This is a genomic window from Pantoea sp. Seng (assembly GCF_009829935.1).
GTDB lineage: Bacteria > Pseudomonadota > Gammaproteobacteria > Enterobacterales > Enterobacteriaceae > Pantoea > Pantoea communis.
On the sequence record NZ_SZZV01000007.1, the window covers coordinates 197,643 to 223,943 of the forward strand.

General features: G+C 54.5%; 21 protein-coding genes and 4 tRNA genes. 20 read left to right on the forward strand and 5 right to left on the reverse strand.

Translation table 11 applies throughout. From position 1 onward, the window contains the following. Positions 1 to 45 precede the first annotated feature (45 nt). On the forward strand, positions 46 to 2,106 hold the full coding sequence (locus tag FD737_RS09570) for an AsmA family protein (RefSeq protein ID WP_160833365.1): 2,061 nt from the start codon (positions 46 to 48) through the stop codon (positions 2,104 to 2,106). On the opposite strand, the gene ppiC is transcribed toward FD737_RS09570, so the two are convergent. Beyond that, positions 2,107 to 2,388: a peptidylprolyl isomerase PpiC gene (gene ppiC / locus FD737_RS09575; protein WP_160833366.1), complete on the reverse strand. Its 282-nt coding sequence runs from the start codon at positions 2,386 to 2,388 to the stop codon at positions 2,107 to 2,109. It abuts the gene before it with no gap. A gap of 196 nt (positions 2,389 to 2,584) precedes the next feature. Between ppiC and rep the strand changes: the two genes are divergently transcribed. Next, positions 2,585 to 4,606 carry a DNA helicase Rep gene (gene rep / locus FD737_RS09580; RefSeq protein WP_160833367.1) on the forward strand — a complete coding sequence of 674 codons (2,022 nt, stop codon included), beginning with the start codon at positions 2,585 to 2,587 and terminating at the stop codon, positions 4,604 to 4,606. A gap of 158 nt (positions 4,607 to 4,764) precedes the next feature. Here rep and gppA read toward each other — a convergent pair whose 3' ends face one another. Beyond that, positions 4,765 to 6,249: a guanosine-5'-triphosphate,3'-diphosphate diphosphatase gene (gene gppA / locus FD737_RS09585; RefSeq protein WP_097118507.1), complete on the reverse strand. Its 1,485-nt coding sequence runs from the start codon at positions 6,247 to 6,249 to the stop codon at positions 4,765 to 4,767. A 7-nt stretch (positions 6,250 to 6,256) separates the two neighbouring features. Further along, positions 6,257 to 7,552 (reverse strand): ATP-dependent RNA helicase RhlB, encoded by a 1,296-nt coding sequence (rhlB, locus tag FD737_RS09590; protein ID WP_038643814.1) that lies wholly within the window; start codon positions 7,550 to 7,552, stop codon positions 6,257 to 6,259. Between the two features lie 116 nt (positions 7,553 to 7,668). Here rhlB and trxA point away from each other — a divergent pair, with 116 nt between their 5' ends. The 18 genes from trxA to FD737_RS09680 all read left to right on the forward strand — a co-directional run bounded on the left by trxA (position 7,669) and on the right by FD737_RS09680 (position 23,262). Continuing rightward, entirely contained in the window at positions 7,669 to 8,001 is a 333-nt protein-coding gene (gene trxA / locus FD737_RS09595; RefSeq protein ID WP_003851963.1) for a thioredoxin TrxA, read from the forward strand. 343 nt (positions 8,002 to 8,344) lie between these two features. Then, positions 8,345 to 9,604 carry a transcription termination factor Rho gene (gene rho, locus FD737_RS09600; RefSeq protein ID WP_034827837.1) on the forward strand — a complete coding sequence of 420 codons (1,260 nt, stop codon included), beginning with the start codon at positions 8,345 to 8,347 and terminating at the stop codon, positions 9,602 to 9,604. 278 nt (positions 9,605 to 9,882) lie between these two features. Continuing rightward, the gene (gene wecA / locus FD737_RS09605) at positions 9,883 to 10,959 is read left to right on the forward strand and encodes a UDP-N-acetylglucosamine--undecaprenyl-phosphate N-acetylglucosaminephosphotransferase (RefSeq protein WP_097118545.1); all 1,077 of its coding nucleotides are present in this window, start codon (positions 9,883 to 9,885) and stop codon (positions 10,957 to 10,959) included. Between the two features lie 36 nt (positions 10,960 to 10,995). Further along, positions 10,996 to 12,045, forward strand: coding sequence for an ECA polysaccharide chain length modulation protein (gene wzzE / locus FD737_RS09610; RefSeq protein ID WP_160833368.1), 1,050 nt, complete (start codon positions 10,996 to 10,998; stop codon positions 12,043 to 12,045). A gap of 10 nt (positions 12,046 to 12,055) precedes the next feature. After that, positions 12,056 to 13,180 (forward strand): non-hydrolyzing UDP-N-acetylglucosamine 2-epimerase, encoded by a 1,125-nt coding sequence (wecB, locus tag FD737_RS09615; RefSeq protein WP_034827841.1) that lies wholly within the window; start codon positions 12,056 to 12,058, stop codon positions 13,178 to 13,180. A 2-nt stretch (positions 13,181 to 13,182) separates the two neighbouring features. Continuing rightward, entirely contained in the window at positions 13,183 to 14,442 is a 1,260-nt protein-coding gene (wecC, locus tag FD737_RS09620) for a UDP-N-acetyl-D-mannosamine dehydrogenase (protein WP_097118509.1), read from the forward strand. Beyond that, complete coding sequence (gene rffG, locus FD737_RS09625) at positions 14,439 to 15,515, forward strand: dTDP-glucose 4,6-dehydratase (RefSeq protein ID WP_097118510.1); 1,077 nt, start codon at positions 14,439 to 14,441, stop codon at positions 15,513 to 15,515. The genes wecC and rffG overlap by 4 nt, the downstream gene beginning before the upstream one ends. Positions 15,516 to 15,538: 23 nt before the next feature. Continuing rightward, positions 15,539 to 16,420 (forward strand): glucose-1-phosphate thymidylyltransferase RfbA, encoded by an 882-nt coding sequence (gene rfbA / locus FD737_RS09630; protein WP_097118511.1) that lies wholly within the window; start codon positions 15,539 to 15,541, stop codon positions 16,418 to 16,420. Beyond that, a complete protein-coding gene (rffC, locus tag FD737_RS09635; RefSeq protein ID WP_160833369.1) occupies positions 16,398 to 17,096 on the forward strand; it encodes a dTDP-4-amino-4,6-dideoxy-D-galactose acyltransferase in 699 nt (232 codons plus the stop codon). The genes rfbA and rffC overlap by 23 nt, the downstream gene beginning before the upstream one ends. Next, complete coding sequence (gene rffA / locus FD737_RS09640) at positions 17,093 to 18,223, forward strand: dTDP-4-amino-4,6-dideoxygalactose transaminase (protein ID WP_160833370.1); 1,131 nt, start codon at positions 17,093 to 17,095, stop codon at positions 18,221 to 18,223. The genes rffC and rffA overlap by 4 nt, the downstream gene beginning before the upstream one ends. Continuing rightward, positions 18,223 to 19,476, forward strand: coding sequence for a lipid III flippase WzxE (gene wzxE, locus FD737_RS09645; RefSeq protein WP_160833371.1), 1,254 nt, complete (start codon positions 18,223 to 18,225; stop codon positions 19,474 to 19,476). The genes rffA and wzxE overlap by 1 nt, the downstream gene beginning before the upstream one ends. Then, positions 19,473 to 20,543 (forward strand): TDP-N-acetylfucosamine:lipid II N-acetylfucosaminyltransferase, encoded by a 1,071-nt coding sequence (locus FD737_RS09650; RefSeq protein WP_160833372.1) that lies wholly within the window; start codon positions 19,473 to 19,475, stop codon positions 20,541 to 20,543. Before wzxE ends, FD737_RS09650 begins: the two co-directional genes overlap by 4 nt. Then, positions 20,540 to 21,883, forward strand: coding sequence for an ECA oligosaccharide polymerase (gene wzyE / locus FD737_RS09655; protein WP_160833373.1), 1,344 nt, complete (start codon positions 20,540 to 20,542; stop codon positions 21,881 to 21,883). The genes FD737_RS09650 and wzyE overlap by 4 nt, the downstream gene beginning before the upstream one ends. An 18-nt stretch (positions 21,884 to 21,901) precedes the next feature. Next, the gene (gene wecG, locus FD737_RS09660; RefSeq protein WP_160833374.1) at positions 21,902 to 22,636 is read left to right on the forward strand and encodes a lipopolysaccharide N-acetylmannosaminouronosyltransferase; all 735 of its coding nucleotides are present in this window, start codon (positions 21,902 to 21,904) and stop codon (positions 22,634 to 22,636) included. 158 nt (positions 22,637 to 22,794) lie between these two features. After that, a tRNA-Arg gene (locus FD737_RS09665) sits at positions 22,795 to 22,871 on the forward strand. 91 nt (positions 22,872 to 22,962) lie between these two features. Next, positions 22,963 to 23,038, forward strand: a tRNA-His gene (locus FD737_RS09670). A gap of 15 nt (positions 23,039 to 23,053) precedes the next feature. Beyond that, positions 23,054 to 23,140, forward strand: a tRNA-Leu gene (locus FD737_RS09675). Between the two features lie 45 nt (positions 23,141 to 23,185). Further along, positions 23,186 to 23,262: transfer RNA gene (locus FD737_RS09680), tRNA-Pro, on the forward strand. Between the two features lie 689 nt (positions 23,263 to 23,951). Here the strand turns inward: FD737_RS09680 and hemY are convergent. After that, positions 23,952 to 25,148 carry a protoheme IX biogenesis protein HemY gene (hemY, locus tag FD737_RS09685; protein ID WP_160833375.1) on the reverse strand — a complete coding sequence of 399 codons (1,197 nt, stop codon included), beginning with the start codon at positions 25,146 to 25,148 and terminating at the stop codon, positions 23,952 to 23,954. 2 nt (positions 25,149 to 25,150) lie between these two features. After that, complete coding sequence (hemX, locus tag FD737_RS09690) at positions 25,151 to 26,281, reverse strand: uroporphyrinogen-III C-methyltransferase (protein ID WP_034827857.1); 1,131 nt, start codon at positions 26,279 to 26,281, stop codon at positions 25,151 to 25,153. Positions 26,282 to 26,301: the final 20 nt, after the last annotated feature.

Here is a 26,301-nt window from a genome sequence, read left to right on the forward strand (position 1 = left end):
CTCGACTACAGTTATGTGAGACGTTGAGGGCAAGGAGGAAGCAGAATGTCACGTACGGGAAAAGTCCTGAGTTGGGTTTTCGGGATTTTATTGTTGTTGGTTGTGGTGGTGGTGGTGATTATCGCCACGTTTGACTGGAACCGCCTGAAGCCAACCATCAACCAAAAAGTCTCCACTGAGTTAAACCGGCCTTTCGCCATTCGGGGTGATCTGGGTGTTGCCTGGGTGCGCAATCGCGAAGAACCCGGTTGGCGCAGTTGGGTGCCGTGGCCGCAGGTGCATGCTGATGACATTATGCTGGGCAATCCGCCGAATATTCCCGATGTCACCATGGTGCATTTGCAGCGCGTTGAAGCTACGCTTGCGCCGCTGGCGCTCCTGCATAAACAGGTTTATTTGCCGTGGATTAAAATGCAGCAGCCCGATGCGCGGCTGGTGCAGACGGCGGATAAAAAGAATAACTGGACCTTCAACTTAGCCAGCAGCGAGAACAGCGATGCTAATGCGCCGCCTTCTGCCTGGTCTTTCCGCCTCGATAATATCCTGTTCGATAAAGGCCAGATTCGTTATCGCGATGCCATCAATAAAGCCGATGTGACCGTCACTCTTAATCCACTGGGCAAACCGGTGCCTTACACGCAGGTAGCGGGCGGTAACGACCAGCAGAAAGGCGCGGGCGATTTTGTCTTTGGCTGGCAGGCGGAGGGGACATACAACAATCAGAAACTGACTGGCGACGGCAAGATCGGCGGCATGCTCTCGTTGCGCAGCAAAACCACACCGTTCCCACTGCAAGTTGATTTGCGCAACGGCACCACGCGCGTGCGCGTTGACGGGACGTTGCAGGATCCTTTAAATCTCGGCGGGCTGGATGTGCGTCTGCGCTTTGCTGGCGATACGCTGGCGAATCTGTACGGTTTAACCGGCGTGCTGCTGCCTGATACGCCGCCGTACGAAACTGACGGCCATTTGATCGCGCGCTTCAATGAAGAGAAAGGGCCGCTGTTCCGTTACGAAAACTTCAATGGGCATATTGGCGATAGCGATATTCACGGCTCGCTGGCTTATCACCAGGTGAAACCGCGCCCAACGTTGACCGGAGAATTAACCTCGAACCAGTTGCGCATGGCGGATTTAGGCCCGCTGATTGGCGTAAATTCGGGCAAGGGCAGTGAGAAAACCCAGCAGGCTAAAGCCCAGCGTGGTGACGCTTCGACTCAACCGGCCGATCGCGTGCTGCCACATGACAAGTTTGATACCAAAAGCTGGGACGTGATGGATGCGGATGTGAAATTCAGCGGAAAACGCATCGAACACAGCAGCAAGCTGCCGCTTAGCGACCTTTATACCCATCTGCAGTTGAAAAACGGTGACCTGCTGCTCGATCCGCTGCGCTTCGGCATGGCAGGCGGCAGTATCAACTCCACCATTCATCTGGAAGGGGATAAAAGCCCGATGCGCGGTCGCGCGGACTTGCATGCGCGTAAGCTGCAACTGCGTCAGCTGTTCCCGAATGTCACGGCGATGCAGCGTAGCCTGGGTCAGTTAAACGGCGATGCCAGCCTGAGCGGTACCGGCAACTCGGTGGCGGATATTCTGGGGACCAGCAACGGCGAGCTGAAACTGCTGATGAATGACGGATTGATCAGCCGTAGTCTGATGGAAATTGCCGGCCTGAATGTCGGTAACTATGTGGTCGGCAAACTGTTTGGCGATGATGAGGTGCGCATCAACTGTGCCGCCACCGATCTCAATATCCGTCAGGGTCTCGCCACGCCGAAAGTGTTTGTGCTGGATACGGAGAATGCGGTGATTAATGTCACCGGCAACGTTAACTTTGCCAATGAAAGGCTGGACTTATCCATTAATCCAGAGAGCAAAGGCATTCGTATCATCACCTTGCGATCGCCACTGTATGTGCGTGGCACCTTCAAAAATCCGGATGCGGGAGTGAAAGCCGGGCCGCTGATCGCACGTGGCGCTGCTGCGGTGGCGCTGGGCGCAGTGGTGGCGCCGGCCGCCGCACTGCTGGCACTGATTTCACCCAGTGATACAGATGCCAACCAGTGCAGCAACGTGTTGCAGCAGATGAAAAGTAAAAAGTGATCAGTTGCGCCACAGCACTTTGATGATGTGATAACCAAAGGCGGTTTTCACCGGCCCGTAAGGTTGCAATAGCGGGCAGGAGAACACCGCCTTATCAAAGCCGGGCACCATCTGGCCTTTACGGAATTCACCCAGATCGCCGCCGTTACGTCCCGATGGACAGGTGGAGTGTTTTTTTGCCAGCTGCTGGAAGTTTGCGCCCTTTTCCAGCTGGGCCAGCAGGGATTTGGCCTGCGCTTCATCCTTGACGAGGATGTGCAAAGCTGCCGCGGTTTTCGCCATGTTGGTGTCTCTGTATGTATGTATAATGTTCGGCGCATTATATCCCCGTCCTACTTCAAATTGCAGGTGCGTTGGCTGCGTATGCTTGATACGGTGACTGATTGAGTCAGTTTCCGGGAGTCGCTCACCTGTCCATATTCCTGCCATGTGAAATCGTCAGGGGATCTCCTTTTCATTAGTTGAGTGATATTCCGTTATGCGTTTAAACCCCGGCCAACAACGTGCTGTCGAATTTGTCACCGGTCCCTGCCTGGTGCTGGCCGGTGCAGGCTCGGGTAAGACCCGCGTCATCACCAATAAAATCGCCCACCTGATCCGCGAGTGTGGCTATCAGGCGCGCCATATCGCGGCCGTCACCTTCACCAATAAAGCCTCGCGTGAGATGAAGGAGCGTGTCGCGCAAACCCTCGGGCGCAAAGAGGCGCGCGGCCTGATGATCTCCACCTTCCATACGTTGGGACTGGAGATCATCAAACGTGAATACAAAGCGTTAGGAATGAAAGCGAGCTTCTCGCTGTTCGACGATCAAGATCAGCTGGCGCTATTGAAAGACCTCACTAAACAGTGGCTGGAGGAAGACAAAACGCTGTTGCAGCAGCTGATCTCCACCATTTCCAACTGGAAGAATGATCTGGTCGATCCGCAGGGTGCGGCTGGCCTGGCCAAATCCCAGCGCGACCAGATTTTTGCCCACTGCTATCAGCTGTACGACCAGCATCTGAAATCCTGCAACGTACTGGATTTCGACGATTTGATTGCGCTGCCGACGCTGTTGCTGCAACGCAATCAGGAAGTGCGCGAGCGCTGGCAGCAGCGTATTCGCTATTTATTAGTTGATGAGTATCAGGATACCAACACCAGCCAGTATGAGCTGGTGAAACTGCTGGTGGGCGCGCGGGCGCGTTTCACCGTGGTCGGTGATGATGACCAGTCAATTTACTCCTGGCGTGGCGCACGACCGCAAAACCTGGTGTTGCTGAAAGAGGACTTTCCGACGCTGGAAGTGGTGAAACTGGAGCAGAACTATCGCTCAACCCAGCGCATTTTGAAGTCAGCTAACATCCTGATTGCCAATAATCCGCATGTTTTTGAGAAGCGCCTGTTCTCCGAGCTGGGTGAGGGCAGCGAGCTGAAGGTGCTGAGTGCCAACAATGAAGATCATGAGGCCGAAAGGGTCGCCGGTGAGTTGATTGCTCATCACTTCGTTAATAAAACCGCCTATAAAGATTATGCAATTCTCTATCGCGGCAACCATCAGTCACGCGTCTTTGAAAAGCAGCTGATGCAGAACCGTATTCCTTATCGCATCTCTGGTGGCACCTCGTTTTTCTCGCGCCCGGAAATCAAAGATTTGCTGGCCTATCTGCGCGTACTGACCAATCAGGAAGACGACAGTGCTTTCCTGCGTATCGTTAACACGCCGCGCCGTGAGATTGGGCCTGCCACGCTGCAGAAGCTGGGTGAATGGGCCAACTTGCGCAATAAAAGTCTGTTCAATGCCAGCTTCGATATGGGGCTGCAACAGACGCTGAGCGGGCGCGGACTGGAGCATCTGCAGCGTTTTACTCAATGGCTGAATGAGATTATCCAGCTGACGGAACGCGAACCGGTGAATGCGGTACGCGATCTGATTCGCGGTGTCGATTATGAAAGCTGGTTGTTTGAGACCTCGCCAAGCCCCAAAGCCGCCGAAATGCGCATGAAAAACGTCAACACGCTTTTCCAGTGGATGACCGAGATGCTGGAAGGTGACGAACTCAATGAGCCGATGACGTTGGCGCAGGTGGTGACGCGCTTTACGCTGCGCGACATGATGGAACGCGGCGAGAGCGATGAGGAGAGCGATCAGGTGCAATTGATGACCTTGCACGCCTCCAAAGGGTTGGAGTTCCCGTATGTTTATCTGGTCGGTATGGAAGAGGGGTTGTTACCGCATCAGAGCAGCATTGATGAGAACAACATCGAAGAGGAACGCCGTCTGGCCTATGTGGGCATTACCCGCGCGCAAAAAGAGCTGACCTTTACCCTGTGCCGTGAACGTCGTCAGTATGGCGAACTGGTGCGTCCGGAACCGAGCCGCTTCCTGATGGAGTTGCCGCAGGATGATGTGGTGTGGGAGCGCGAGAAAAAGGTGATCAGCGCCGAGGAGCGGGTGAAAACCGGGCAGACGCGCGTCGCGGGCTTACGTGCGATGCTGGAGAATGCGAAGAAGGGGTAAATCCCCCGCCGTTCGTTCAGGCCAGGCCTGTAGCGATAACCGTTGCGAGCGTAGCGGAGGCAAGACGAAAAGCTCCCGGCAAAGCGGAGTTCACATGCCGTCAATGAGCATTTGACGGGAGCTTTTCAACGCAGCATCAGCAAGCGCAGCAGGTTTGATTAAGAGATAGTCAGCAACCAGTGCACATAAGACTGGTAATGACTCTCTTGTTCCAGCAACTCGGCACGCAGCGGATGTGCATCCAGCCAGCCAGCAGGGAGTGTCAGGTGCAGCGCATCATCATCCGCCTGTAAACGAACCGCAGGCAGCGTGTCATCGCGACGACGGCTGGAGAAAATAATCGCCAGACGCAGTAAACGGCTTAAGCGTTCCGCCATACGTGGTGGCACAGCGTTCTGCTGCGTCAGTAAAGCGAGATCGATACTGCCACTCTGATTCTGCAGCAGGCAGGCGAGCATTTTTTTCTGTGCGGGCGTAAAACCAGGAAGATCGAGATGGCGAATCAGGTAAGCGGCGTGCTGGGGTGCCTGGCGGAAATCGACGCTCAGGCCTATTTCGTGAATTGAACAGGCGCTCAGCAGCAGATCGCGACATCGGTTATCCAGCTTCCAGACAGTGCTCACCTGGCGGAAAAAGCTTTCAGCCAGCTGACGCACGCGGCTTGCCTGCTCCACATCGATAGAGAAGCGGCGCTGGACGTTTTGCAACGTGCGGCTACGAATGTCGCGGTCAATCGGTAGATGCAGCATGCCGTACACCAACCCCTCACGCAATGCGCCACCGGCCAGCGTCATGCTGTCGATGCTTAGTTCATGGAAGATAGCGATTAGAATCGACAGGCCGCTGGGGAATACCAGCGCGCGCTCAAGTGTCAATCCTTCGATTTCCAGCTCTTCCAGCTTGCCGCACTGAATCGCACGCTGTTTTAGCTGCTGCAGCTTGCTCAGGGTGATGCGTTCATCCATACCCTGCGCAACCATAATTTCCTGCAGTGCCTGCACGGTGCCAGAAGCACCGACGCAGATCTGCCAGCCTTTTTCGCGCAGTGCCGCCGCGACCGGACGAATCATGTCACGGGCCGCTAATTCAGCCTGCTCGAAATTCTCTTTCGCCAGGTGACGATCGCCAAAGTAGCGTTCCAGCCAGGTGACGCAGCCCATCGACAAACTAAACAACGTGGTCGCGTGCGAACCCTCGCCGGTGACCAGCTCGGTGCTGCCGCCGCCGATATCCACCACCAGGCGCTGATCGGAGCCTCCGGTAGTGTGGGCAACACCTTGATAAATCAGGCGTGCTTCTTCCTCGCCGCTGATGACATTCACCGGGCAGCCAAGAATTTCTTCGGCGTGAGTCAGGAAGTCCTGGGCATTTTCAGCAATACGCAGCGTAGCCGTGGCGACTACGCGGATTTGCTCGGGGGGAATATCTTGCAGCTGTTCAGAGAAGAGTTTCAGACATTGCCAGCCACGCTGCATCGCCTCGGCGGAGAGGTGATTGGCTTTGTCCAGACCGGCAGCCAGACGTACCTTACGCTTTATACGCGCAATGGTCTGAATACTGCCGGACACTTCGCGCACCACCAACATATGAAAGCTGTTAGAGCCTAAATCAATCGCAGCATAAAGTGACGATGCGCTCAGCATGGTGTGCTTAACTCGAACGTTTACGGTTGTTATTGCGCGGCGCGCCGCTACGACGGTTGCTGTTGTTCCCGCCACGGCGTGGGCCGTTTCCAGAACGGCTGCGCTGCAGACGTTTCGGCGGAGGCAGCTCACTCATCAGTGCTTCACTGCTGTACTTACTCACCGGAATACCGTGACCAATGTACTCTTCAATCGCTGGCAGGTTCAGTGCGTACTCTTCGCACGCCAGGCTGATGGAGTGTCCGCTGGCACCCGCGCGGCCGGTACGACCGATGCGATGCACGTAGTCTTCACGGTCGTCAGGCAGATCGTAGTTGAACACGTGGGTCACTGCAGGAATGTGCAGACCTCGCGCCGCAACGTCAGTCGCGACCAGAATATCCACATCACCTTTGGTGAAGTCATCCAGAATACGCAGACGTTTTTTCTGTGCCACATCGCCCGTCAGCAGACCTACACGGTGACCGTCCGCGGCCAGATGGCCCCAGATATCTTCACAGCGGTGTTTGGTGTTGGCGAAGATGATGGCGCGGTCGGGCCACTCTTCTTCGATCAAGGTTTGCAGCAGACGCATCTTCTCTTCATTCGAAGGGTAGAAAAGTTCTTCTTTGATGCGGTGGCCGGTTTTCTGCTCCGGTTCCACTTCCACGTATTCAGCGTTGTTCATATGTTCGAACGCCAGTTCACGTACGCGGTAAGAGAGGGTCGCCGAGAACAACATGCTCAGACGCTGGGTGGCCGGCGGCATGCGGCGGAACAACCAACGGATATCTTTAATAAAGCCAAGATCGAACATGCGATCGGCTTCATCCAGAACCACGACCTGAATGGCGCCGAGGTTGATGTGATTTTGTTTCGCATAGTCGATGAGGCGACCGGTGGTGCCCACCAGGATATCGACGCCATCGGCCAACACTTTCAGCTGTTTGTCGTAGCCGTCACCGCCATAAGCCAGACCCAGTTTCAGACCCGTGACTTTCGACAGTGGCTCTGCATCGGCATGGATCTGCACAGCAAGTTCACGCGTCGGGGCCATGATCAGCGCACGTGGCTGATTAATCTGGCGGCCTTCAGCGGCTGGATGAGAAAGAAGATGATGAAACGTTGACGTCAGGAACGCCATCGTTTTGCCGGTACCGGTTTGCGCCTGACCCGCAACATCACGCCCTGAAAGCGCAAAAGGCAGTGCCAACGCCTGAATAGGCGTGCAGTTAGAAAAGCCTTTGGTATCAAGGGCTTCAACCACCTGTGGGTGCAGGGCGAAGTCGGAAAACTTCTGTTCAGTTAAGTGTGTTTTGCTCATAGTGTGGTAGAATATCAGCTTACTAGCGCTTTACGAAAGCGTATCCGATGAAATAAAGTCAACCTACGTTGGTATATTTTACGCCAATTCGCCAGGCACAATCTTTGGAGTTAAACATGAGCAGCGATAAAATCGTTCACTTGACCGATGACAGTTTCGACACTGACGTGCTGAAAGCCGACGGTGTCACTCTGGTAGATTTCTGGGCTGAATGGTGTGGTCCTTGCAAAATGATCGCCCCAATTCTCGACGAAGTCGCAGAAGAGTACGACGGTAAGCTTACCATCGCCAAGTTGAACATTGATGACAACCCGGGCACTGCGCCTAAATATGGCATTCGTGGTATCCCGACACTGCTGCTGTTCAAGAACGGTGAAGTGGCTGCGACCAAAGTAGGCGCCTTGTCTAAAGGCCAGCTGAAAGAGTTCCTGAACGCTAACCTGGCCTAAGCCCGGCGCGGTGTTGTTCCGCAGTGGTGAATTTTTTCGCCACTGCTGGACGTCTCCCTTCAGGCGTGTTAAGTTGACCTCACTGCATTACGCACTTACCTTGTAGTTTGCATCTAAAGTTTTCCCTTGTCAGACCCTGCTCGCATTGAACGTTATCGTGGTTTGGCAATCTGATGACTAGCACATTCGGCATCACCTTTCGACCATCTCTTCGTTTCCTATCGCCACATCAGACGATAATCGTCGAGCAGAGTTGAAAAAGAGCCATTAACGGCATGGAATTTTTGCCATACCACCCACGACAATCATTTCGAGAATTACCCCGAGTTTAAGAACCCTCACTATGAATCTTACCGAATTAAAGAACACGCCGGTTTCTGAGCTGATTACCCTCGGCGAAAATATGGGTCTGGAAAACCAGGCACGTATGCGTAAACAGGATATTATTTTCTCTATCCTTAAACAGCATGCGAAAAGTGGCGAAGACATCTTTGGTGATGGTGTGCTGGAGATATTGCAGGACGGATTTGGTTTCCTCCGCTCTGGAGACAGCTCCTACCTCGCCGGTCCCGATGATATCTACGTTTCTCCCAGCCAAATCCGCCGCTTCAACCTCCGCACTGGTGACACCATTTCTGGTAAAATTCGCCCGCCAAAAGAGGGTGAACGTTACTTTGCGCTGTTGAAAGTTAACGAAGTTAACTACGACAAGCCGGAAAACGCGCGTAATAAGATTCTGTTCGAAAACCTCACGCCACTGCACGCAAACAATCGTCTGCGTATGGAGCGCGGTAATGGCTCAACCGAAGATTTGACCGCTCGCGTACTGGATCTGGCATCGCCGATCGGTCGCGGTCAGCGTGGTCTGATCGTGGCACCACCGAAAGCCGGTAAAACCATGCTGCTGCAGAACATCGCACAGAGCATTGCGTACAACTATCCGGATTGCGTGCTGATGGTGCTGCTGATTGACGAGCGTCCGGAAGAAGTGACCGAGATGCAGCGTCTGGTGAAAGGCGAAGTCATCGCATCCACCTTCGACGAACCGGCTTCACGCCACGTTCAGGTCGCTGAGATGGTGATCGAGAAGGCTAAGCGCCTGGTCGAGCACAAGAAAGACGTTATTATCCTGCTTGACTCCATCACCCGTCTGGCGCGTGCTTACAACACCGTGGTACCGGCTTCCGGTAAAGTATTGACCGGTGGTGTGGACGCCAACGCCCTGCATCGTCCGAAGCGTTTCTTCGGTGCAGCACGTAACGTGGAAGAGGGCGGCAGCCTGACCATCATCGCGACTGCGCTGGTTGATACCGGTTCGAAGATGGACGAAGTGATTTACGAAGAATTTAAAGGTACAGGTAACATGGAACTGCACCTGTCGCGTAAAATTGCTGAAAAACGTGTCTTCCCGGCGATTGATTACAACCGCTCCGGTACCCGTAAAGAAGAACTCCTCACCACGCAGGAAGAGCTGCAGAAAATGTGGATCCTGCGCAAAATCATCCATCCAATGGGTGAAATTGATGCGATGGAGTTCCTCATCAATAAGCTGGCGATGACCAAAACCAACGACGAATTCTTCGATATGATGAAGCGTTCGTAAGTTGGCGATATTGAATCGCTAAGCGAAGCGATTCTTTCGCACAATTTGCCAGGATTTATTGCTAACGCCACGTCTTAACGTGGCGTTTTTCATTTATGGGCATTAGGATTAGCCCAGTCAGGAAGCAATATAATGATTGTGCCAGATGGGCGCTGCTTTTTTCAGCAGACAGTCTAATCTGAAGCAGAATTCGGACTAAGGATATACGGCAATGGCAAGAATCTTGCTTATTGTTGTCGATGATTTTAGCTGAGAGCGTTAACGTGAATTTACTCACTATGAGTACTGAGCTTGGTTTTGTTTTTCTGTTTACTTTAGTGTTCCTATTTTTTGCCCGTAAAGCCGCTAAAAAAATTGGGCTGGTAGACACACCTAATTCAAGAAAACGACACCATGGCGCCATTCCGTTAGTGGGTGGGATCTCCGTTTATGCGGGGATTTGCTTTGCTTTCTCTATTTCAGATTATTATTTACCCCATGCGGCACTCTATTTAAGTTGCGCAGGGGTGCTGGTGCTGGTGGGTGCACTGGACGATCGGTTCGATATCAGCGTTAAAATCCGCGCATTAGTACAAGCGGCGGTGGCCATCGTGATGATGGTCGGCTCAAAACTGTATCTGCTGAGCCTCGGATTTATCATTGGTCCGGTGGAATTGGTTGTTGGACCATTTGGCTATGTACTTACACTGTTCGCCGTTTGGGCGGCCATTAACGCCTTTAACATGGTGGATGGCATTGATGGCTTACTGGGTGGGCTGGCCAGTGTGACCTTTGCCGCCATGGGCATCATCCTCTTTTTCGACGGGCAAACCAGTCTTGCGATGTGGTGTTTCGCCATGATCGCCGCCACCATCCCCTATATTTTGCTCAATCTGGGTCTGATTGGCCGCCGCTATAAAGTGTTTATGGGCGATGCAGGCAGCACCATGATTGGCTTCACCATTATCTGGATCCTGCTGGAAACCACCCAGGGTTTGAGCCATCCGATTACGCCGGTCACGGCACTGTGGCTGATCGCCATTCCGCTGATGGACATGGTGGCAATTATGTATCGCCGCCTGCGTAAGGGGATGAGTCCGTTTTCAGCTGACCGCCAGCACATTCACCATTTGATCATGCGTGCCGGTTTCACTTCGCGTCAGGCCTTTGTGCTGATTACCGTGGCTGCAGCGCTGTTGGCCGGTATTGGTGTGCTGGGCGAATACCTTGCCTTCATCCCCGAGTGGGTGATGCTGGTGCTGTTCCTGATGGCCTTTTTCCTTTACGGCTATTGCCTTAAACATGCCTGGCGTGTGGCGCGCAAAATCCGTCGTATTAAACGCCGCTGGCAAAGCAGTGGCGAAGATAAAAAATAAATTACCCCGATTAGTACCCCGATAAGGACTTTTGTTATGACCTCTGTCGTTGTGGAGAACGAACTGGATGTGCGCGGCCTTGGCTGCACGCTGTGGCGCGGCAAGCGCTGGATCATCGGCTTTGCGCTGCTGTTTGCCTTATTGGCATGGCTCGCCTCGATGCTGATGAAACAAGCCTGGAGCACTACCGCCGTTACCGATCGTCCAACGGTTAACATGCTGGGTGACTTCTTCGTGCAGCAGCAATTCCTCAATAATCTCGATGTGCGTAACAACACGCTCAATCTCAACACGCCCGCCCCAACGGTGATGGATGAGGTCTATCAGGAGTTCACTATGCAGTTGGCCTCCTGGGACACGCGCCGTGATTTCTGGCAGCAGACCGATTACTTCAAAAGTCGCAAAAGTGGCAACGCGCACAACGATGCCGCGCTGCTGGATGATTTGATTACTAATATTCAGTTCACGCCTGCGGATACGGCGCATAACACGCTGGATAACATTAAGCTGATTGCTGAAACCGCCGGCGATGCAAATAACCTGCTGCGTCAATATATCGCCTATGCCAGCGAACGCGCGGCGCGCCATTTGAATGCGGAGTTGAAGGGTGCATGGCAGGCGCGCAGCGCGCAGCTGCAGGCACAGGTTCATCGCCAGCAGGAAGTGGCACAGGCGGTGTTTGATCGCCAGCGTCAACGTATTGAACAGGCCTTAAAGGTCGCTAGTCAGCAGGGCATCAAAGAAAACCGTGCACCGGCTATTGGCGAAGCGCTGCCTGACAGCGATCGCTTCCTGCTCGGGCAGCAAATGCTGCAGGCTCAGCTCGATACATTGCAAGCCAGCGGGCCCGCTTACGATTTGAGCTATGATCAGAACAGAGCGATGCTGGGCACGTTGCAGGCAGGCGCGCAGTTGGATAAGCCCTTCCAGACTTACCGCTATCTGCGCACGCCTGAAGAGCCGGTGTCGCGCGACAGTCCGCGCCGAATGTTTATGATGATCATGTGGGGCGTCATTGGCGCGCTGGTGGGTGCAGGTGTGGCGCTGGTGCGCCGTCCTCGTCCGACGTCACCAACGAGCCATTAAGAGAAGCCACGTGAAAGTTCTGACCGTATTTGGCACGCGTCCTGAGGCGATAAAAATGGCCCCGCTGGTGCAGGCACTGGCGCAGGACCCGGCGTTTGAATCGCGCTTGTGCGTGACCGCGCAGCATCGTGAAATGCTCGATCAGGTGCTGCGGCTGTTCAAGCTGCAGCCCGATTACGATCTCAATATCATGCGCCCGGAACAGGGGCTGACGGAGATCACCAGCCGCATTTTGCAGGGGATGAAAACGGTGCTCGCCGATTTTCAGCCCGATGTGGTGCTGGTGCACGGTGATACCACCACCACTTTTGCTGCTAGCTTAGCCGCTTTTTATCATCAGATTCCGGTGGGGCACGTCGAAGCAGGATTGCGCACCGGCAACCTGATGTCGCCCTGGCCGGAAGAGGCTAACCGCACCTTAACCGGTCATCTGGCGAGCTACCATTTCACCCCAACCGAGAGTTCGCGGCAGAATCTGCTGCGTGAAAATTTGCCGGATGACTGTATCGTTGTTACCGGCAATACGGTGATTGATGCGCTGCTATGGGTGCGCGATCGGGTGCTGGATGATGGCGATCTGAATGCACGTCTTGCAGCACGTTATCCGTTCCTTGATGCGGATAAAAAACTGATTCTGGTCACCGGCCATCGTCGTGAAAGCTTTGGCGGCGGTTTTGAACGCATTTGCAGCGCGCTGGCGCAGATTGCACGTCAGCATCCGCAGGCGCAAATCGTCTATCCGGTGCACCTCAATCCCAACGTCAGCGAGCCGGTAAATCGTATCCTGAGTGGTATCGACAATATCATTTTGATTGAGCCACAGGAGTATCTACCTTTTGTCTGGCTGATGAACCGTTCCTGGCTGATCCTCACCGATTCCGGTGGTATTCAGGAAGAAGCGCCATCGTTGGGCAAACCTGTTCTGGTCATGCGTGATACGACTGAGCGTCCGGAAGCGGTGGATGCGGGCACAGTAAAACTGGTCGGTACCGATATCAACCGGATTGTCGAAGAAGTCAGCCTGCTGCTGCAGGACGAGGAAGCCTGGCAGAGGATGAGTCGCGCGCACAATCCGTATGGCGATGGACAAGCCTGCTCGCGCATCCTGCAGGCACTGAAACAACACAGAGTATAATTATGCGTTTTGAAACCATTTCCGTTATCGGACTGGGCTACATTGGGCTGCCAACGGCGGCCGTTTTTGCCTCAAAGGGAAAAAAAGTGATCGGCGTGGATATCAATGTCCGCGCGGTCGAGACCATTAATCGCGGCGACATTCACATTGTCGAGCCGGAGTTAGGTGACGTGGTGCGTGAAGCCGTGCAGGCAGGTTTTCTGCGAGCTACCACGCAAGCCGAAGCTGCGGATGCCTTCTTAATCGCCGTACCTACGCCGTTTATCGGCGATCATCAGCCGGACCTGAGCTATGTACAGGCAGCCGCGTTGTCGATTGCACCGGTGCTGAAAACGGGTGATTTGGTGATCCTCGAATCGACCTCACCGGTTGGCGCGACCGAACAGATGGCCGCCTGGCTGGCGGAGGCACGTCCTGACCTGCGTTTCCCGCAGCACGGTGATAACTGTGACGTGTTTATCGCTTACTGCCCGGAGCGCGTGCTGCCCGGCAAAGTGATGGTAGAGCTGCTGGAAAATGACCGTGTGATTGGCGGCATGACGCCTGCGTGCTCAGCACGGGCCAGCGAACTGTATCGCATCTTCCTGCGCGGCGAATGTGTGGAAACCAACGCGCGTACTGCCGAGATGTGCAAACTCACGGAGAACAGCTTCCGCGATGTGAATATTGCGTTTGCCAATGAGCTATCGCTGATTTGTGCGGAACAGAAGATCAACGTGTGGGAGTTGATTGCGCTGGCGAACCGCCATCCACGCGTCAACATTCTGCAGCCCGGACCAGGTGTTGGTGGCCACTGTATCGCTGTCGATCCCTGGTTTATCGTGGCGCAAAATCCGGAACTGGCGCGTCTGATTCGTACCGCGCGTGAAGTGAATGATGCGAAACCGACGTGGGTGTTAGATCAGGTCAAACAGCAGTTGGCGGATTGCCTGACTGCCAGCGGCAAACGTGCTTCTGAGGTGACGATTGCCTGCTTCGGCCTGGCGTTTAAACCGAACATTGATGATTTGCGCGAGAGCCCGGCAATGACAGTGGCGCACCTGATTGCCGAGTGGCACAGCGGCAGCACGCTGGTGGTAGAACCGCATGTGGCAGACATTCCTGCGCGACTGGCCCATGAAGCGGCTCTGGTTTCCACCCAGGATGCATTGCAGCAAGCAGATATCATCGTGATGCTGGTTGATCACGCGCAGTTCCGCGCTATCGATGCCAGCGAGATCACGCAGCAGTGGATTATCGATACCAAAGGTGTCTGGCGATGAAACAGTTCCTGGTGACAGGTGGCGCAGGCTTTATTGGGTCCGCACTGGTGCGATTTCTGATTGAGCAAACCGACCATCAGGTGGTGGTGGTGGATAAACTCAGCTACGCAGGCAATTTAGCCTCTCTGGCTTCAATACAGAATGATGCGCGCTATGCCTTTGAGCAGGTGGATATTTGCGACCGAGCCGAACTGGATCGTGTCATGGCCCAATATCAACCGGATTGCATTATGCATCTGGCCGCAGAAAGCCATGTGGATCGCTCGATTGATGGCCCGATTGCCTTCATCGAAACCAATATCGTGGGCACCTATCAGTTACTGGAAGCCGCACGCCATTACTGGAATGGTATGGCGGATGAGCGTAAAAAAGGCTTTATCTTCCATCACATTTCCACTGACGAAGTGTTTGGCGATTTGCATGGCAGCGATGATTTCTTTACCGAAACCACGCCGTATGCGCCCAGCAGCCCTTATTCAGCGACGAAAGCCAGCAGCGATCATTTGGTTCGCGCTTGGTTACGCACTTACGGCTTGCCGATCATCGTCACCAACTGTTCGAACAATTATGGCCCTTATCACTTTCCTGAAAAATTGATTCCACTGACTATCATCAATGCGTTGGCGGGTAAGCCTTTGCCGGTGTATGGCAACGGCAGCCAGATTCGCGATTGGCTGTATGTGGAGGATCATGCGCGAGCACTCTACAGTGTGGTGAGCAGCGGCAAAGTGGGTGAAACCTATAATATTGGTGGTCACAACGAACGCCGTAATATTGAGGTGGTGGAAACCCTGTGCGATCTGCTGGACGAACTGGCACCGCAGCAGCGCGCCACGCATCTGACGCGCTATCGAGATCTGATCACTTTTGTCACCGATCGTCCCGGTCACGATCTGCGTTACGCCATTGATGCCAGCAAAATTGCGCGTGAATTAGGCTGGATGCCGCAGGAAACCTTCGAAAGTGGCATTCGCAAAACCGTGCAGTGGTATTTGGCAAACCCACAGTGGTGGCAGGCGATTCTCAACGGTAGCTATCGTGGTGAGCGGTTGGGTTTAACCACGCCGCGCTGAGGCGCAATACAGGAGCAGCAACGATGAAAGGTATCATCCTGGCGGGCGGTTCGGGCACGCGTTTGCACCCTATTACTCGCGCTATCTCAAAGCAGCTACTGCCAGTTTACGACAAGCCGATGATTTACTATCCGCTGTCGGTGCTGATGCTGGCGGGGATCCGCGAGGTCCTGATTATCACCACGCCGGAAGATCGCGCGCACTTCGAGCGTTTGCTCGGTGATGGCAGCGAGTTCGGCCTGCAGCTAGAGTATGCTGAGCAACCCAGCCCTGATGGTTTGGCGCAGGCGTTTATCATTGGTGAGTCCTTCATTGGCAATGACAGCTGCTGTCTGGTGCTGGGCGACAACCTCTATTTTGGCCAGGGCTTCAGTCCGAAACTGAAAAAAGTGGCTGCGCGCAGTAGCGGTGCGACGGTGTTTGCCTATCAGGTGATGGATCCCGAGCGGTTTGGTGTGGTGGAGTTTGATGACGACTTCAATGCGCTTTCCATTGAGGAGAAGCCGCAGCAACCTAAATCACGTTGGGCGGTAACCGGCCTCTACTTCTACGACAATCGCGTGGTGGAGTTTGCCAAACAGGTGCAGCCTTCTGCACGGGGCGAGCTGGAAATCACCGCGATTAACCAGATGTATCTTGAGCAGGGTGAACTCTCTGTCGAGTTGCTGGGACGAGGTTTTGCCTGGCTGGATACCGGTACACATGACAGTCTGATTGAAGCGAGTATGTTTGTTCAGACCGTGGAGAAACGTCAGGGCTTTAAAATTGCCTGCCTGGAAGAGATTGCGTGGCGCAACGGTTGGCTAAGTGACGAACAGTTGCTGGCGGCGGCGCAAGCGTTGACCAAAACCGGCTACGGCCAATACCTGATGGATGTTCTCCATGCCCGTCCGCGTCAGTATTAACCCCCTTGAGTGGGAAAGCGATTTCTTTGGCGTGAACAGCGCGCGTATCGACCTGGATGGCGACTTCACCCTTGCCGACGCGCTGCAACAGCCAGATACGTTGTGGCAGGCCAAAGTGCCCGCCGAGCGCACCGACGCCATTGATGCCTTAAGCCAGCACGGTTTTCAGTTGGTGGAAGGTGAGGCCGATCTGGCCATCAATATCAAACGCACCGAGCGCCAGGTTGGCGTGCGCATCGCGCGTGAAGCACAGATCCCGGCATTGCGTGAGGCGGCATCGCATGCCTTTCGCCAAAGCCGTTTTCGTGCGCCCTGGTTTAACGCCGATGACAGCGGTCGTTTCTATGCACAGTGGATTGAAAACGCGGTACGCGGCACCTTTGATCACCAATGTCTGGTGGCCAGCGACGAATCCGGCCAATTACAAGGCTTTGTCTCGATGCGTGAAGTCAACGGTGATGCGCGCATCGGCCTGCTTGCCGTACAGCCCGAAGCGCAGGGGCAGGGCATTGGCCAGCGTTTGCTGCTGGCGGCAGCAGATTGGGGTCGCGTGCGGCAGCTGGAACGCCTGCGCGTCGCGACCCAGCTTAGCAATCTCACGGCGATGCGCCTCTATTTACGCAGCGGTGCTCGCCTCGAAAGCACCGCTTACTGGTTTTACAGGAAAGCCTCATGATCCCATTTAATGCGCCGCCGATTGTCGGCAGCGAAGTTGAATACATGCAGTCGGCGATGGCCAGCGGCAAACTCTGCGGTGACGGTGGTTTTACCCGTCGCTGTCAGCAGTGGATGGAGCAGCATTTTGGCAGCAAAAAGGTGCTGCTGACGCCATCCTGCACCGCCTCACTGGAAATGGCCGCGCTATTAATCGATATCCAGCCCGGCGATGAAGTGATCATGCCGAGTTATACCTTTGTCTCTACCGCCAATGCTTTTGTGCTGCGCGGTGCGGTGATCGTGTTCGTCGATGTGCGCCCCGATACGCTAAATATCGATGAAACCTTGATTGAAGCAGCGATCACTGAGAAAACCCGTGCGATTGTGCCGGTGCACTACGCGGGCGTGGCCTGCGAAATGGATAGCATTATGGCGCTGGCGGCGAAGCATCAATTGTTTGTGATTGAAGATGCGGCGCAGGGGGTGATGTCGCAGTACAAAGGACGTGCACTCGGCACTATTGGTCATATTGGCTGCTTCAGCTTCCATGAAACCAAAAACTACACTGCCGGTGGCGAAGGTGGTGCGACGCTGATTAATGACGCGAAGCTGGTGGAGCGCGCGGAGATCATCCGTGAAAAAGGCACCAACCGCAGCCAGTTTTTCCGTGGTCAGGTGGATAAATACACCTGGCGCGATATCGGTTCGAGCTATTTGATGGCGGATCTGCAGGCTGCCTACCTGTGGGCGCAACTCGAAGCGGCTGAGCGTATTAACCAGCAGCGTCTGCGACTGTGGCAGCGCTATTATGATGCCCTGCAACCGCTGGCGGCGGCGGGACGCATCGAGCTACCGGTGGTGCCGGATAATTGCCTTCACAACGCGCACATGTTTTACATCAAACTGCGCGACAGCGACGACCGCCAGGCGCTGATCAACTGGATGAAAGAGGCGGAAATCCTCACGGTGTTCCACTACATCCCCTTGCACTCTTCGCCAGCCGGTGAACGTTTTGGTCGCTTGCACGGCGATGACCGTTTCACCACCAAAGAGAGTGAGCGCCTGCTGCGTCTGCCGCTGTTCTATAACCTGTCGGATAACAATCAGCGCACCGTTATCAGCTCGCTGTTGAGTTTCTTTGCCTGATGTCGTTAGCCAAAGCGTCAGTCTGGACAGCCTCATCGACGTTGGTAAAAATCATTGCCGGTCTGCTGGTGGTGAAACTGCTGGCGGTCAGCTTCGGGCCGGAAGGGGTTGGCCAGGCCGGTAACTTTCGCCAGCTGATTACCGTATTGGGTGTATTGGCCGGCGCGGGCATTTTCAACGGCGTGACCACTTACATCGCGCAATTTCAGCAGCAGCCCGAGCAACTGCGTGCCGTGACCGGTACGGCATCGAGCATGGTGATCGGCTTTTCCACGCTGGTGGCGCTGGTGTTCTTGCTGGCGGCGGGGCCGATTAGCCATGCGCTATTTGGTCATGACGGCTATGCCAACGTGGTTCGCATCGTGGCCTTTCTGCAGTTTGGGATTGCCTGGGCCAACCTGACGCTGGCCTTGCTCAAAGGCTTCCGCGATGCGCGCGGCAATGCGCTGGCGTTAATTATCGGCAGCCTGGTGGGCGTGCTGGGCTATGTGTTGTGCTGGTGGCTGGGTGGATATGCCGGAGCGTTAGTCGGCTTAGCGCTGGTGCCTGCACTGTTGGTGTTCCCGGCTTTACTGATGCTGCGACGTCATCGTCAGGTGCTGCCACTGCGCTGGTTAAAACCGGGCTGGCAGCCGGATTTGGCGCGAAATCTGGCAAAATTCACCCTGATGGCGCTGATCACCTCCGTTACCCTGCCAGTGGCGTGGGTGATGATGCGTAATCTGCTGGCCGAACAGCAGGGTTGGGCGCAGGTGGGCTTGTGGCAGGGCGTGACCAGTATATCCGATGCCTATTTGCAATTTATCACGGCGACTTTTAGTGTCTGGTTATTGCCGACGCTGGCGCGACTGGAAAGCAAACCGCAGATTGCGCGTGAAATTGGGCGTGCGCTGCGTTTTGTTCTGCCCGCGGTGGCTGCGGCCAGCTTTTGCGTGTGGTTACTGCGTGATGTCGCCATTTGGCTGCTGTTTTCTCCGCAGTTTGCCGCGATGCGCGACCTGTTTGTCTGGCAGTTGTGTGGGGACGTCTTTAAAGTCGGCGCCTATGTATTCGGATACCTGGTGATCGCCAAAGCTTCACTGCGCTTTTATATTTTGACGGAAATCAGCCAGTTTGTGCTGCTGACCGCGTTCTCACATTGGCTGATTCCCTTACATGGAACTGCCGGAGCCGCACAAGCCTATATGGCGACTTACGTGCTCTACTTCGCCCTTTGCTGTGGCGCCTTTATGATTTATTGCCGGAAAAAATGACTTTATTTCACGTGCTGGGATCGGATATCCCACATCATAACCATACGGTGTTACGCTTCTTTAATGAGGTGATGAACACCGAATTGCCGGCTGCTGGGCCGCGCCAGTTTATGGTGGTGACTTCAACGCCTGAAGCGCTGCAAGCTTATACCGCGCTGCAGATCGAAACCTATCCCAGCAAGCGCGCGCTGGCGCAGACGGTGATAACCCGTGCGGCTGACCGCACGCAACGCTTCTTCTTTCATGGACAGTTTAATCCGCAAATCTGGCTGGCTTTGCTCAGCGGTAAATTACGGCGTGAGCAGGCGTTCTGGCACATCTGGGGCGCTGATTTGTATGAAGAAGGGCGTGGCCTGAAGTATCAGTTGTTTTATCTGCTGCGCCGTATGGCACAGCGTCGCATTGCTCACGTGTTCGCAACGCGTGGGGATTTGCACGCTTTTCAGCAACGCCATCCGCGTGTGCCTACTTCACTGCTTTATTTCCCAACCCGCATGCCCGATGCCGCAGTGCCGGGCGGTAGCGCGACCGGTGATTTCACCGTGCTGCTGGGCAATTCCGGCGATCGCAGCAACAACCATATTGAAGGCTTACAGGCGATTCGAGCGCAGTTTGGCGATCGGGTGAAAGTTCTGGTCCCGCTGGGCTACCCGGAAAATAATCAGGCATACATCGAAGAGATCAACACGGCCGCGCAGCGTCTGTTCCCGCAAGGTCAGGTGACCTTATTGCGTGACAAGATAGATTTTGACACCTATCTGCAATTGCTCAGCGACTGCCAGCTCGGCTATTTTATGTTCGAGCGCCAGCAAGGCATTGGCACCTTATGTTTGCTGATTCAGGCCAATATTCCCTTTGTGCTGAACCGTAAAAATCCGTTCTGGCGCGACCTCAGCGAACAAGGGTTGCCGGTGTTGTTTAGCGAAGATGCGCTGGATACGTCGAGTGTGGCTGAAGCCCAGCGTCAGCTGGTGCAGTGTGATAAATCCGCGGTTGCCTTCTTTGCCCCTGGTTATCTGGCTGGCTGGCGCAACGCGTTGACCCTGAGTGAAAGGGAGAGAACATGAGCCTGATGCAGTTTAGTGGTCTGCTGGTGGTTTATTTGTTCTCGCTGGGTTTCATTTTGACGCTGACCTGGCGGGAATTTAAACGGGTGCGCTTTAACTTCCACCTGTTCTTCACCATTTTGTATTTGCTGACCTTTTACTTCGGTTTTCCCCTCACCAGCGTGCTGGTGTTCCGCTTTAATGTGGAGGTGGTGCCGCCGGAGTACCTGTTGCAGGCGTTGCTGGCCGCCACCAGTTTTTATGCGATTTATTATGTCAGCTATAAAGTCCGCTTGAGGCCGATCAATGCTACGCCTCGCAAGCCCTGGCTGCAGATGAACCGTGTTGAAACCCATCTCACTTGCCTGTTGTTAGCGCTGGTGGCGGTTGGCACGGTGACCGTGTTCTTTATGCACAACGGCCTGCTGTTGTTCCGCCTCTCTGCCTATAACCAGATCTTCTCCAGTGAAGTATCCGGCGTGGCGCTCAAGCGCTTCTTCTACTTCTTCATTCCGGCGATGCTGATCCGCTATTTCCTCAACCCAACGCAGCGTCAATGGCTGGGGTTTTTGCTGGTGTCGGTGGCGTTTGGTTTGCTGACCTATGCACTGGTGGGCGGGACGCGCGCCAATATCATCATCGCCTTCGCTCTGTTCCTGTTTATCGGCATAACGCGCGGCTGGATCACGTTGTGGATGCTGGTGGGCGCAGGCGTGATGGCGATTGCGGGTATGTTCTGGCTGGCGCTGCGCCGCTATAACCTCGATGTGGTGGGCGACGAGGCGTTTTACACCTTCCTGTATTTAACGCGTGATACTTTCTCACCCTGGGAAAACCTCGCGCTGTTGTTGCAGAACTACGACAAAATTGATTTCCAGGGCTTAGCACCGATCTGGCGTGACTTTTATGTCTTTATCCCGAGCTGGCTCTGGCCTGGCCGTCCATCGATTGTGCTCAACAGCGCCAATTACTTTACCTGGGAAGTGCTGAATAACCATTCAGGACTGGCGATTTCGCCGACGCTGCTGGGCTCGCTGCTGGTGATGGGCGGCGTGTGGTTTATTCCGCTGGGCGCGATTGCCGTCGGCTGGCTGATGAAAGGATTCGATAATCTCTATCTGCAAGGCCGTGATGCTTCAAACCGCTATAGCGGGGCGATTCTGCAGAGCTTCTGCTTCGGTGCGGTCTTCAATATGATCGTGCTGGCGCGTGAAGGGCTTGATGCTTTCGGTTCGCGCGTGGTGTTCTTTTGCATTATTTTTGCCGCCTGCATGGCGGTGGCTAAATTGCTGTACTGGCTGTTAGCGCGCGCAGGTTTAATTCGCCCGCGTAGCGAGCCGGTGGTTCACAGCTTGTCTTAACCTTTGGGAAAATGATTCATGAAAACCGATAAGCCGCGCTATAACCTGCGCGGTGTCGATCTTCACGCCTTTAACGACATGGACAGCTTCCTGCACTTCTTGCTGCCGGATGGCCAGCCGCGCTGTGGCACGCTGGTGGCGATGAATGCAGAAAAGATGCTGACGCTGGAAGAGGATGCGCAACTGCGTGCACTGATTGCTGAAGCGGAATTCAAATATCCGGATGGCATCAGCATCGTGCGCTCGTTACGCAAAAAGTATCCGCAGTTGCAGGTGAACCGCATCGCCGGTGCCGATCTGTGGGAAGCCTTGATGGAGCGTGCGGGCCGCAGCGGCATTCCGGTGTTTCTGATTGGCGGTCGTCAGGCTGTGCTGGATGAAACCTGTGACAAACTGCGTCGCCAGTGGAACGTAAACATTGTCGGCAGTCAGGATGGCTATTTTGCCCCAGCCGAGCGTGAGGCGTTGTTTGCGCGCATTACGGCCAGCGGTGCACAGATTGTTACGGTGGCGCAAGGTTCGCCGCGTCAGGAGTTGCTGATGCGTGACTGTCGTGCGCACTGGCCGCATGCGCTGTATATGGGCGTGGGCGGTACCTACGACGTTTTCACCGGCCACGTCGCGCGTGCACCACGAATCTGGCAGAAATTGGGGCTGGAATGGCTCTACCGTCTGATTCGTCAGCCATCGCGCTGGCGCCGGCAATTAAAATTGCTGAAATATTTGCGCTATCACTGGCGTGGCGATCTCTGATATCGCCGATTTTTTCAGCAATATCATCAGTGCAGGCAGCAAAACTGCATTAATTATCGACGGAATGCACAAAGCGTAATCAAACGCGTTTTTTTTATAAAAAAGCGCTGGACAGTATGAGGTCAAGCCCGTAGTATGCCCATCCGCAACGGCGCTACGCGCCCGTAGCTCAGCTGGATAGAGCGCTGCCCTCCGGAGGCAGAGGTCTCAGGTTCGAATCCTGTCGGGCGCGCCATTTAGTTTGTGCGCAAGAGCTTCGGTGGTTGGTTTTAACCGCGTTATGCAGTGAAAATAGTAAGCAGAGATGCTTACACACCAGAATTATGGTGGCTATAGCTCAGTTGGTAGAGCCCTGGATTGTGATTCCAGTTGTCGTGGGTTCGAGTCCCATTAGCCACCCCAAATTTTGCTGGGCACGCGATGGTGGCGGAATTGGTAGACGCGCTAGCTTCAGGTGTTAGTGTTCTTACGGACGTGAGGGTTCAAGTCCCTCCCTTCGCACCAGGCAAAATTACGCGGTAGCGTGAAGAAATAAGATACAGAAAAAATCGGCGAGTAGCGCAGCTTGGTAGCGCAACTGGTTTGGGACCAGTGGGTCGGAGGTTCGAATCCTCTCTCGCCGACCATATTCGAAAAGCCTGCTTGAAAAAGCAGGCTTTTTTCGTTTTATCTTTCCCAAAACTGATCTTATCCTTTTCAGCAACTCAGCAACTCAGCAACTCAGCAACTCAGCAACTCAGCAACTCAGCAACTCAGCAACTCAGCAACCCGGCTTCTCAACACCATCCGGCTTCTTAAATCACGCCAACGGCTGTTGTCGCCATAATGAGACTCATAACCCATTAATTTTAAATGGATTGACAGTTCCTTGCATTGGTTGTCGCTGAGAGGAGACAGTTATTGAGGGGAGTGTAGCGAAATCACGACGCGCCGTTCAGGCTGAGGTAGGCCCATGCGTTTATCTTGCTGATTTAAAATAACTTATCTCTGAATCTGCAATTCTGGCACGGCTTATGCAATAATAACCTTGTAGATGCTCATTCCACCTCTTATGTTTGCTAATGCTACATAAACCTGGGAATGATGCAGAGCCCCTTACGGTATCCGTTGTCCAGCCTGGCAGTTATTGCGCACGCTTTACTGCAGTAAGAAGGACATTACGTTGAGTCGGATACCATCAGTTGTCTGAACGACCTGATCTTACACCTGCTTATGGCAGGTGTTTTTTTATCTGCGATTTACCTTCATACCGCTACTCTTCAGGCAAAAAAAAGCCGGGACAAGCCCGGCGTGCACAAAAGTAACAATCGTTAAATCAAGCGTTTGGATTCGTCTTTAAGGTAAGAAGCAGACCTTCACGACGCATTTTGGCCGCGTCTTCAGGGCGATGCAGACGATCGTAAACATCGGCCAGCCAGGCATAATCAAAGGCATCCTGGCGTTGGGCCAGAGCCTGCTGGAAAGCCTCTGCGGCCTGTTGCCACTCACCGTGGCGCATCAGCATTTGACCTAAGGTACTGTGCAGCAGCGGCGTTGCGCCATGCTGTTTGATTTGCTGACGCAGCGCTTTCTCCAGTGATTGCGGGTCGCCACTTTTAATGCGCGGCATCAGCAGCACCAGGCGATCGTCATACTGACGCTTCAATCCTTCCAGCACGATGCTTTGCGCGGTATCCGGATCATCACACTCAATCAAATGTTCAGCCATCGCCACTTGCAGCGCCGTTTCCTGACGCGTTTTACGGCTCTGGTTTTGCCACCACTTCTTCAGGCCTTCGCTGCCTTGATCGGCCATGGCCTGATTCATCATGCCTAGCCAGGCTTGCTGTTGTAGCGCCTCACGATGGGCATCGTCATTGACCTGGGATTTCTGCATAGAGGGCAGAATATCCAGCAACGCGCCCCAGGCGCCGGTGCGAATATAAGCCTGTTCAGCCAGACGCAGCACTTCAGGATGACGCGGCGCGACTTCCAGTAAACGGTCAATACCATGGCGGGCAGCATGATCTTCATTACGTGCCAGCTGCAGGCGCACGCGAGTGATCTCAACCGGAATGGTGTCATTCTCAGACAGCTCAGACGCACGTTCCAGATGTTGATTGGCACGCACTTCGTCACCACGCTGCTGCGCCGCTTCGGCTGCCAGCAGATAGTTAGCCACCGGCTGATCGGCGTGATCGGCATTCTTCGACAGCAGTTTTTCAACCTGCTTGTAATCACCTTCCGCCAGTTTCATCAGCGCACTTTGCGTGTGACGCTGTGCGCTACGACGCTTACGACCAACAAACCAGCCACGCGTGCGTGCACCGGTGCGGAACACGCGGCGTAAAATCCATTCAATGAACAGAATCACCAGCAGACTGAGGATCAGGATGATTGCCAGTCCCGTGACGCTGGTTTCCACGTTCCAGTTATCGGTCTGGATCAGCACGTAGCCCTGGTGGCCAGCAATCATCGGCCCCAATACCACGCCTGCGATCAGCAGCAGGAAAAGCACCAATACTTTCAGCATGCTTAGCCTCCCTGTTGATCAGCCGGAACCGATGGCTGCGCCAGCAGATTGCGCACGCGCGTCTGCATCAGTTTTTCCAGCAGCGCCTGACTTTCCAGCGTATCCGGCACATCCATCGAAATGTTTTGCTGACTCAGTTCATCCAGCTGTGCGAGGAAAGCTTTGGTGGCAGCGTCATTGGTGTCGTACCAGGCACGCACCCAGGTCGAGACCGCATCAATCGACTGCTTGTAGATTTCATCCTGATGCCGTGGCACAGCCTGGGCGGCAATCAGCAGGCGCGAACGGATATTTTCACGCAGGTAAACATCCTGATTCGGCGCCAGCAGCGGCTGTGCGGTGTTATCACGGCGGCGGATGGTGATGAAATCATCCATAAAGTTATGCCAGCTCTTCACCAGGTTTTGACGCCATTCGTGCAGCGAGCTGGAAAGCTCTCCGCCATCGGCATCCATCGGTGAATCATCACTGTCATTGTCCGCCAGACGCAGATTATCGACGCCGTTCGACAGCTGATTGAGTTTGAGGATGATGCCATCGTAATCGACCTGACTCACCGTTGAGAGTGAACTGATATCCTGCGTCAGCGCACGACGCACATTCATTACGCTCGGATCATTCATATCGGCCAGGCTGGTATCGGCACTTTTCAACAGCGCTGCTGCCGTAGTGACATCCTGATCGCTCCACAGCTTACGGCCGGCCAGTTTCACGAGGTAATCCGCCTGCGCCAGCAGCCAGGTGCGGGTGTCATTGCCGGAAATCGTCGCGACTTTATCGCGCAGGGTTTCCAGCTCTTTGGCGCTGTTGTCCTGCTGGGTACGTGCTTCCTGCAACGCCGTGTTCGCGGTGTCCAGTTGTTGCGTCAGCTGTTGTTTGTCGCTGCCCAGTTGCTGCTGCAGGGCGCTCAGCTGTTCACTCAGGTTCTGGTTTGTCTGAGCCTGTAAATCGGCCTGATGTTTCCCATTGAGGTAAAGTCCCGCGCCAATCGCCAGCGCAATCACAATCGCCACCGCACTCAGTACTTTGCCATCGCTTTTTTTATCGCGAGGCTTTTTACCGTCTGGCGTGGGGGAAGTGTCCGCAGGGGTGGTTTCTTCAACCATGGCGGAGGAGGCTTTTTGTTCCGTCATTATGGCTCATCCCATTGTTA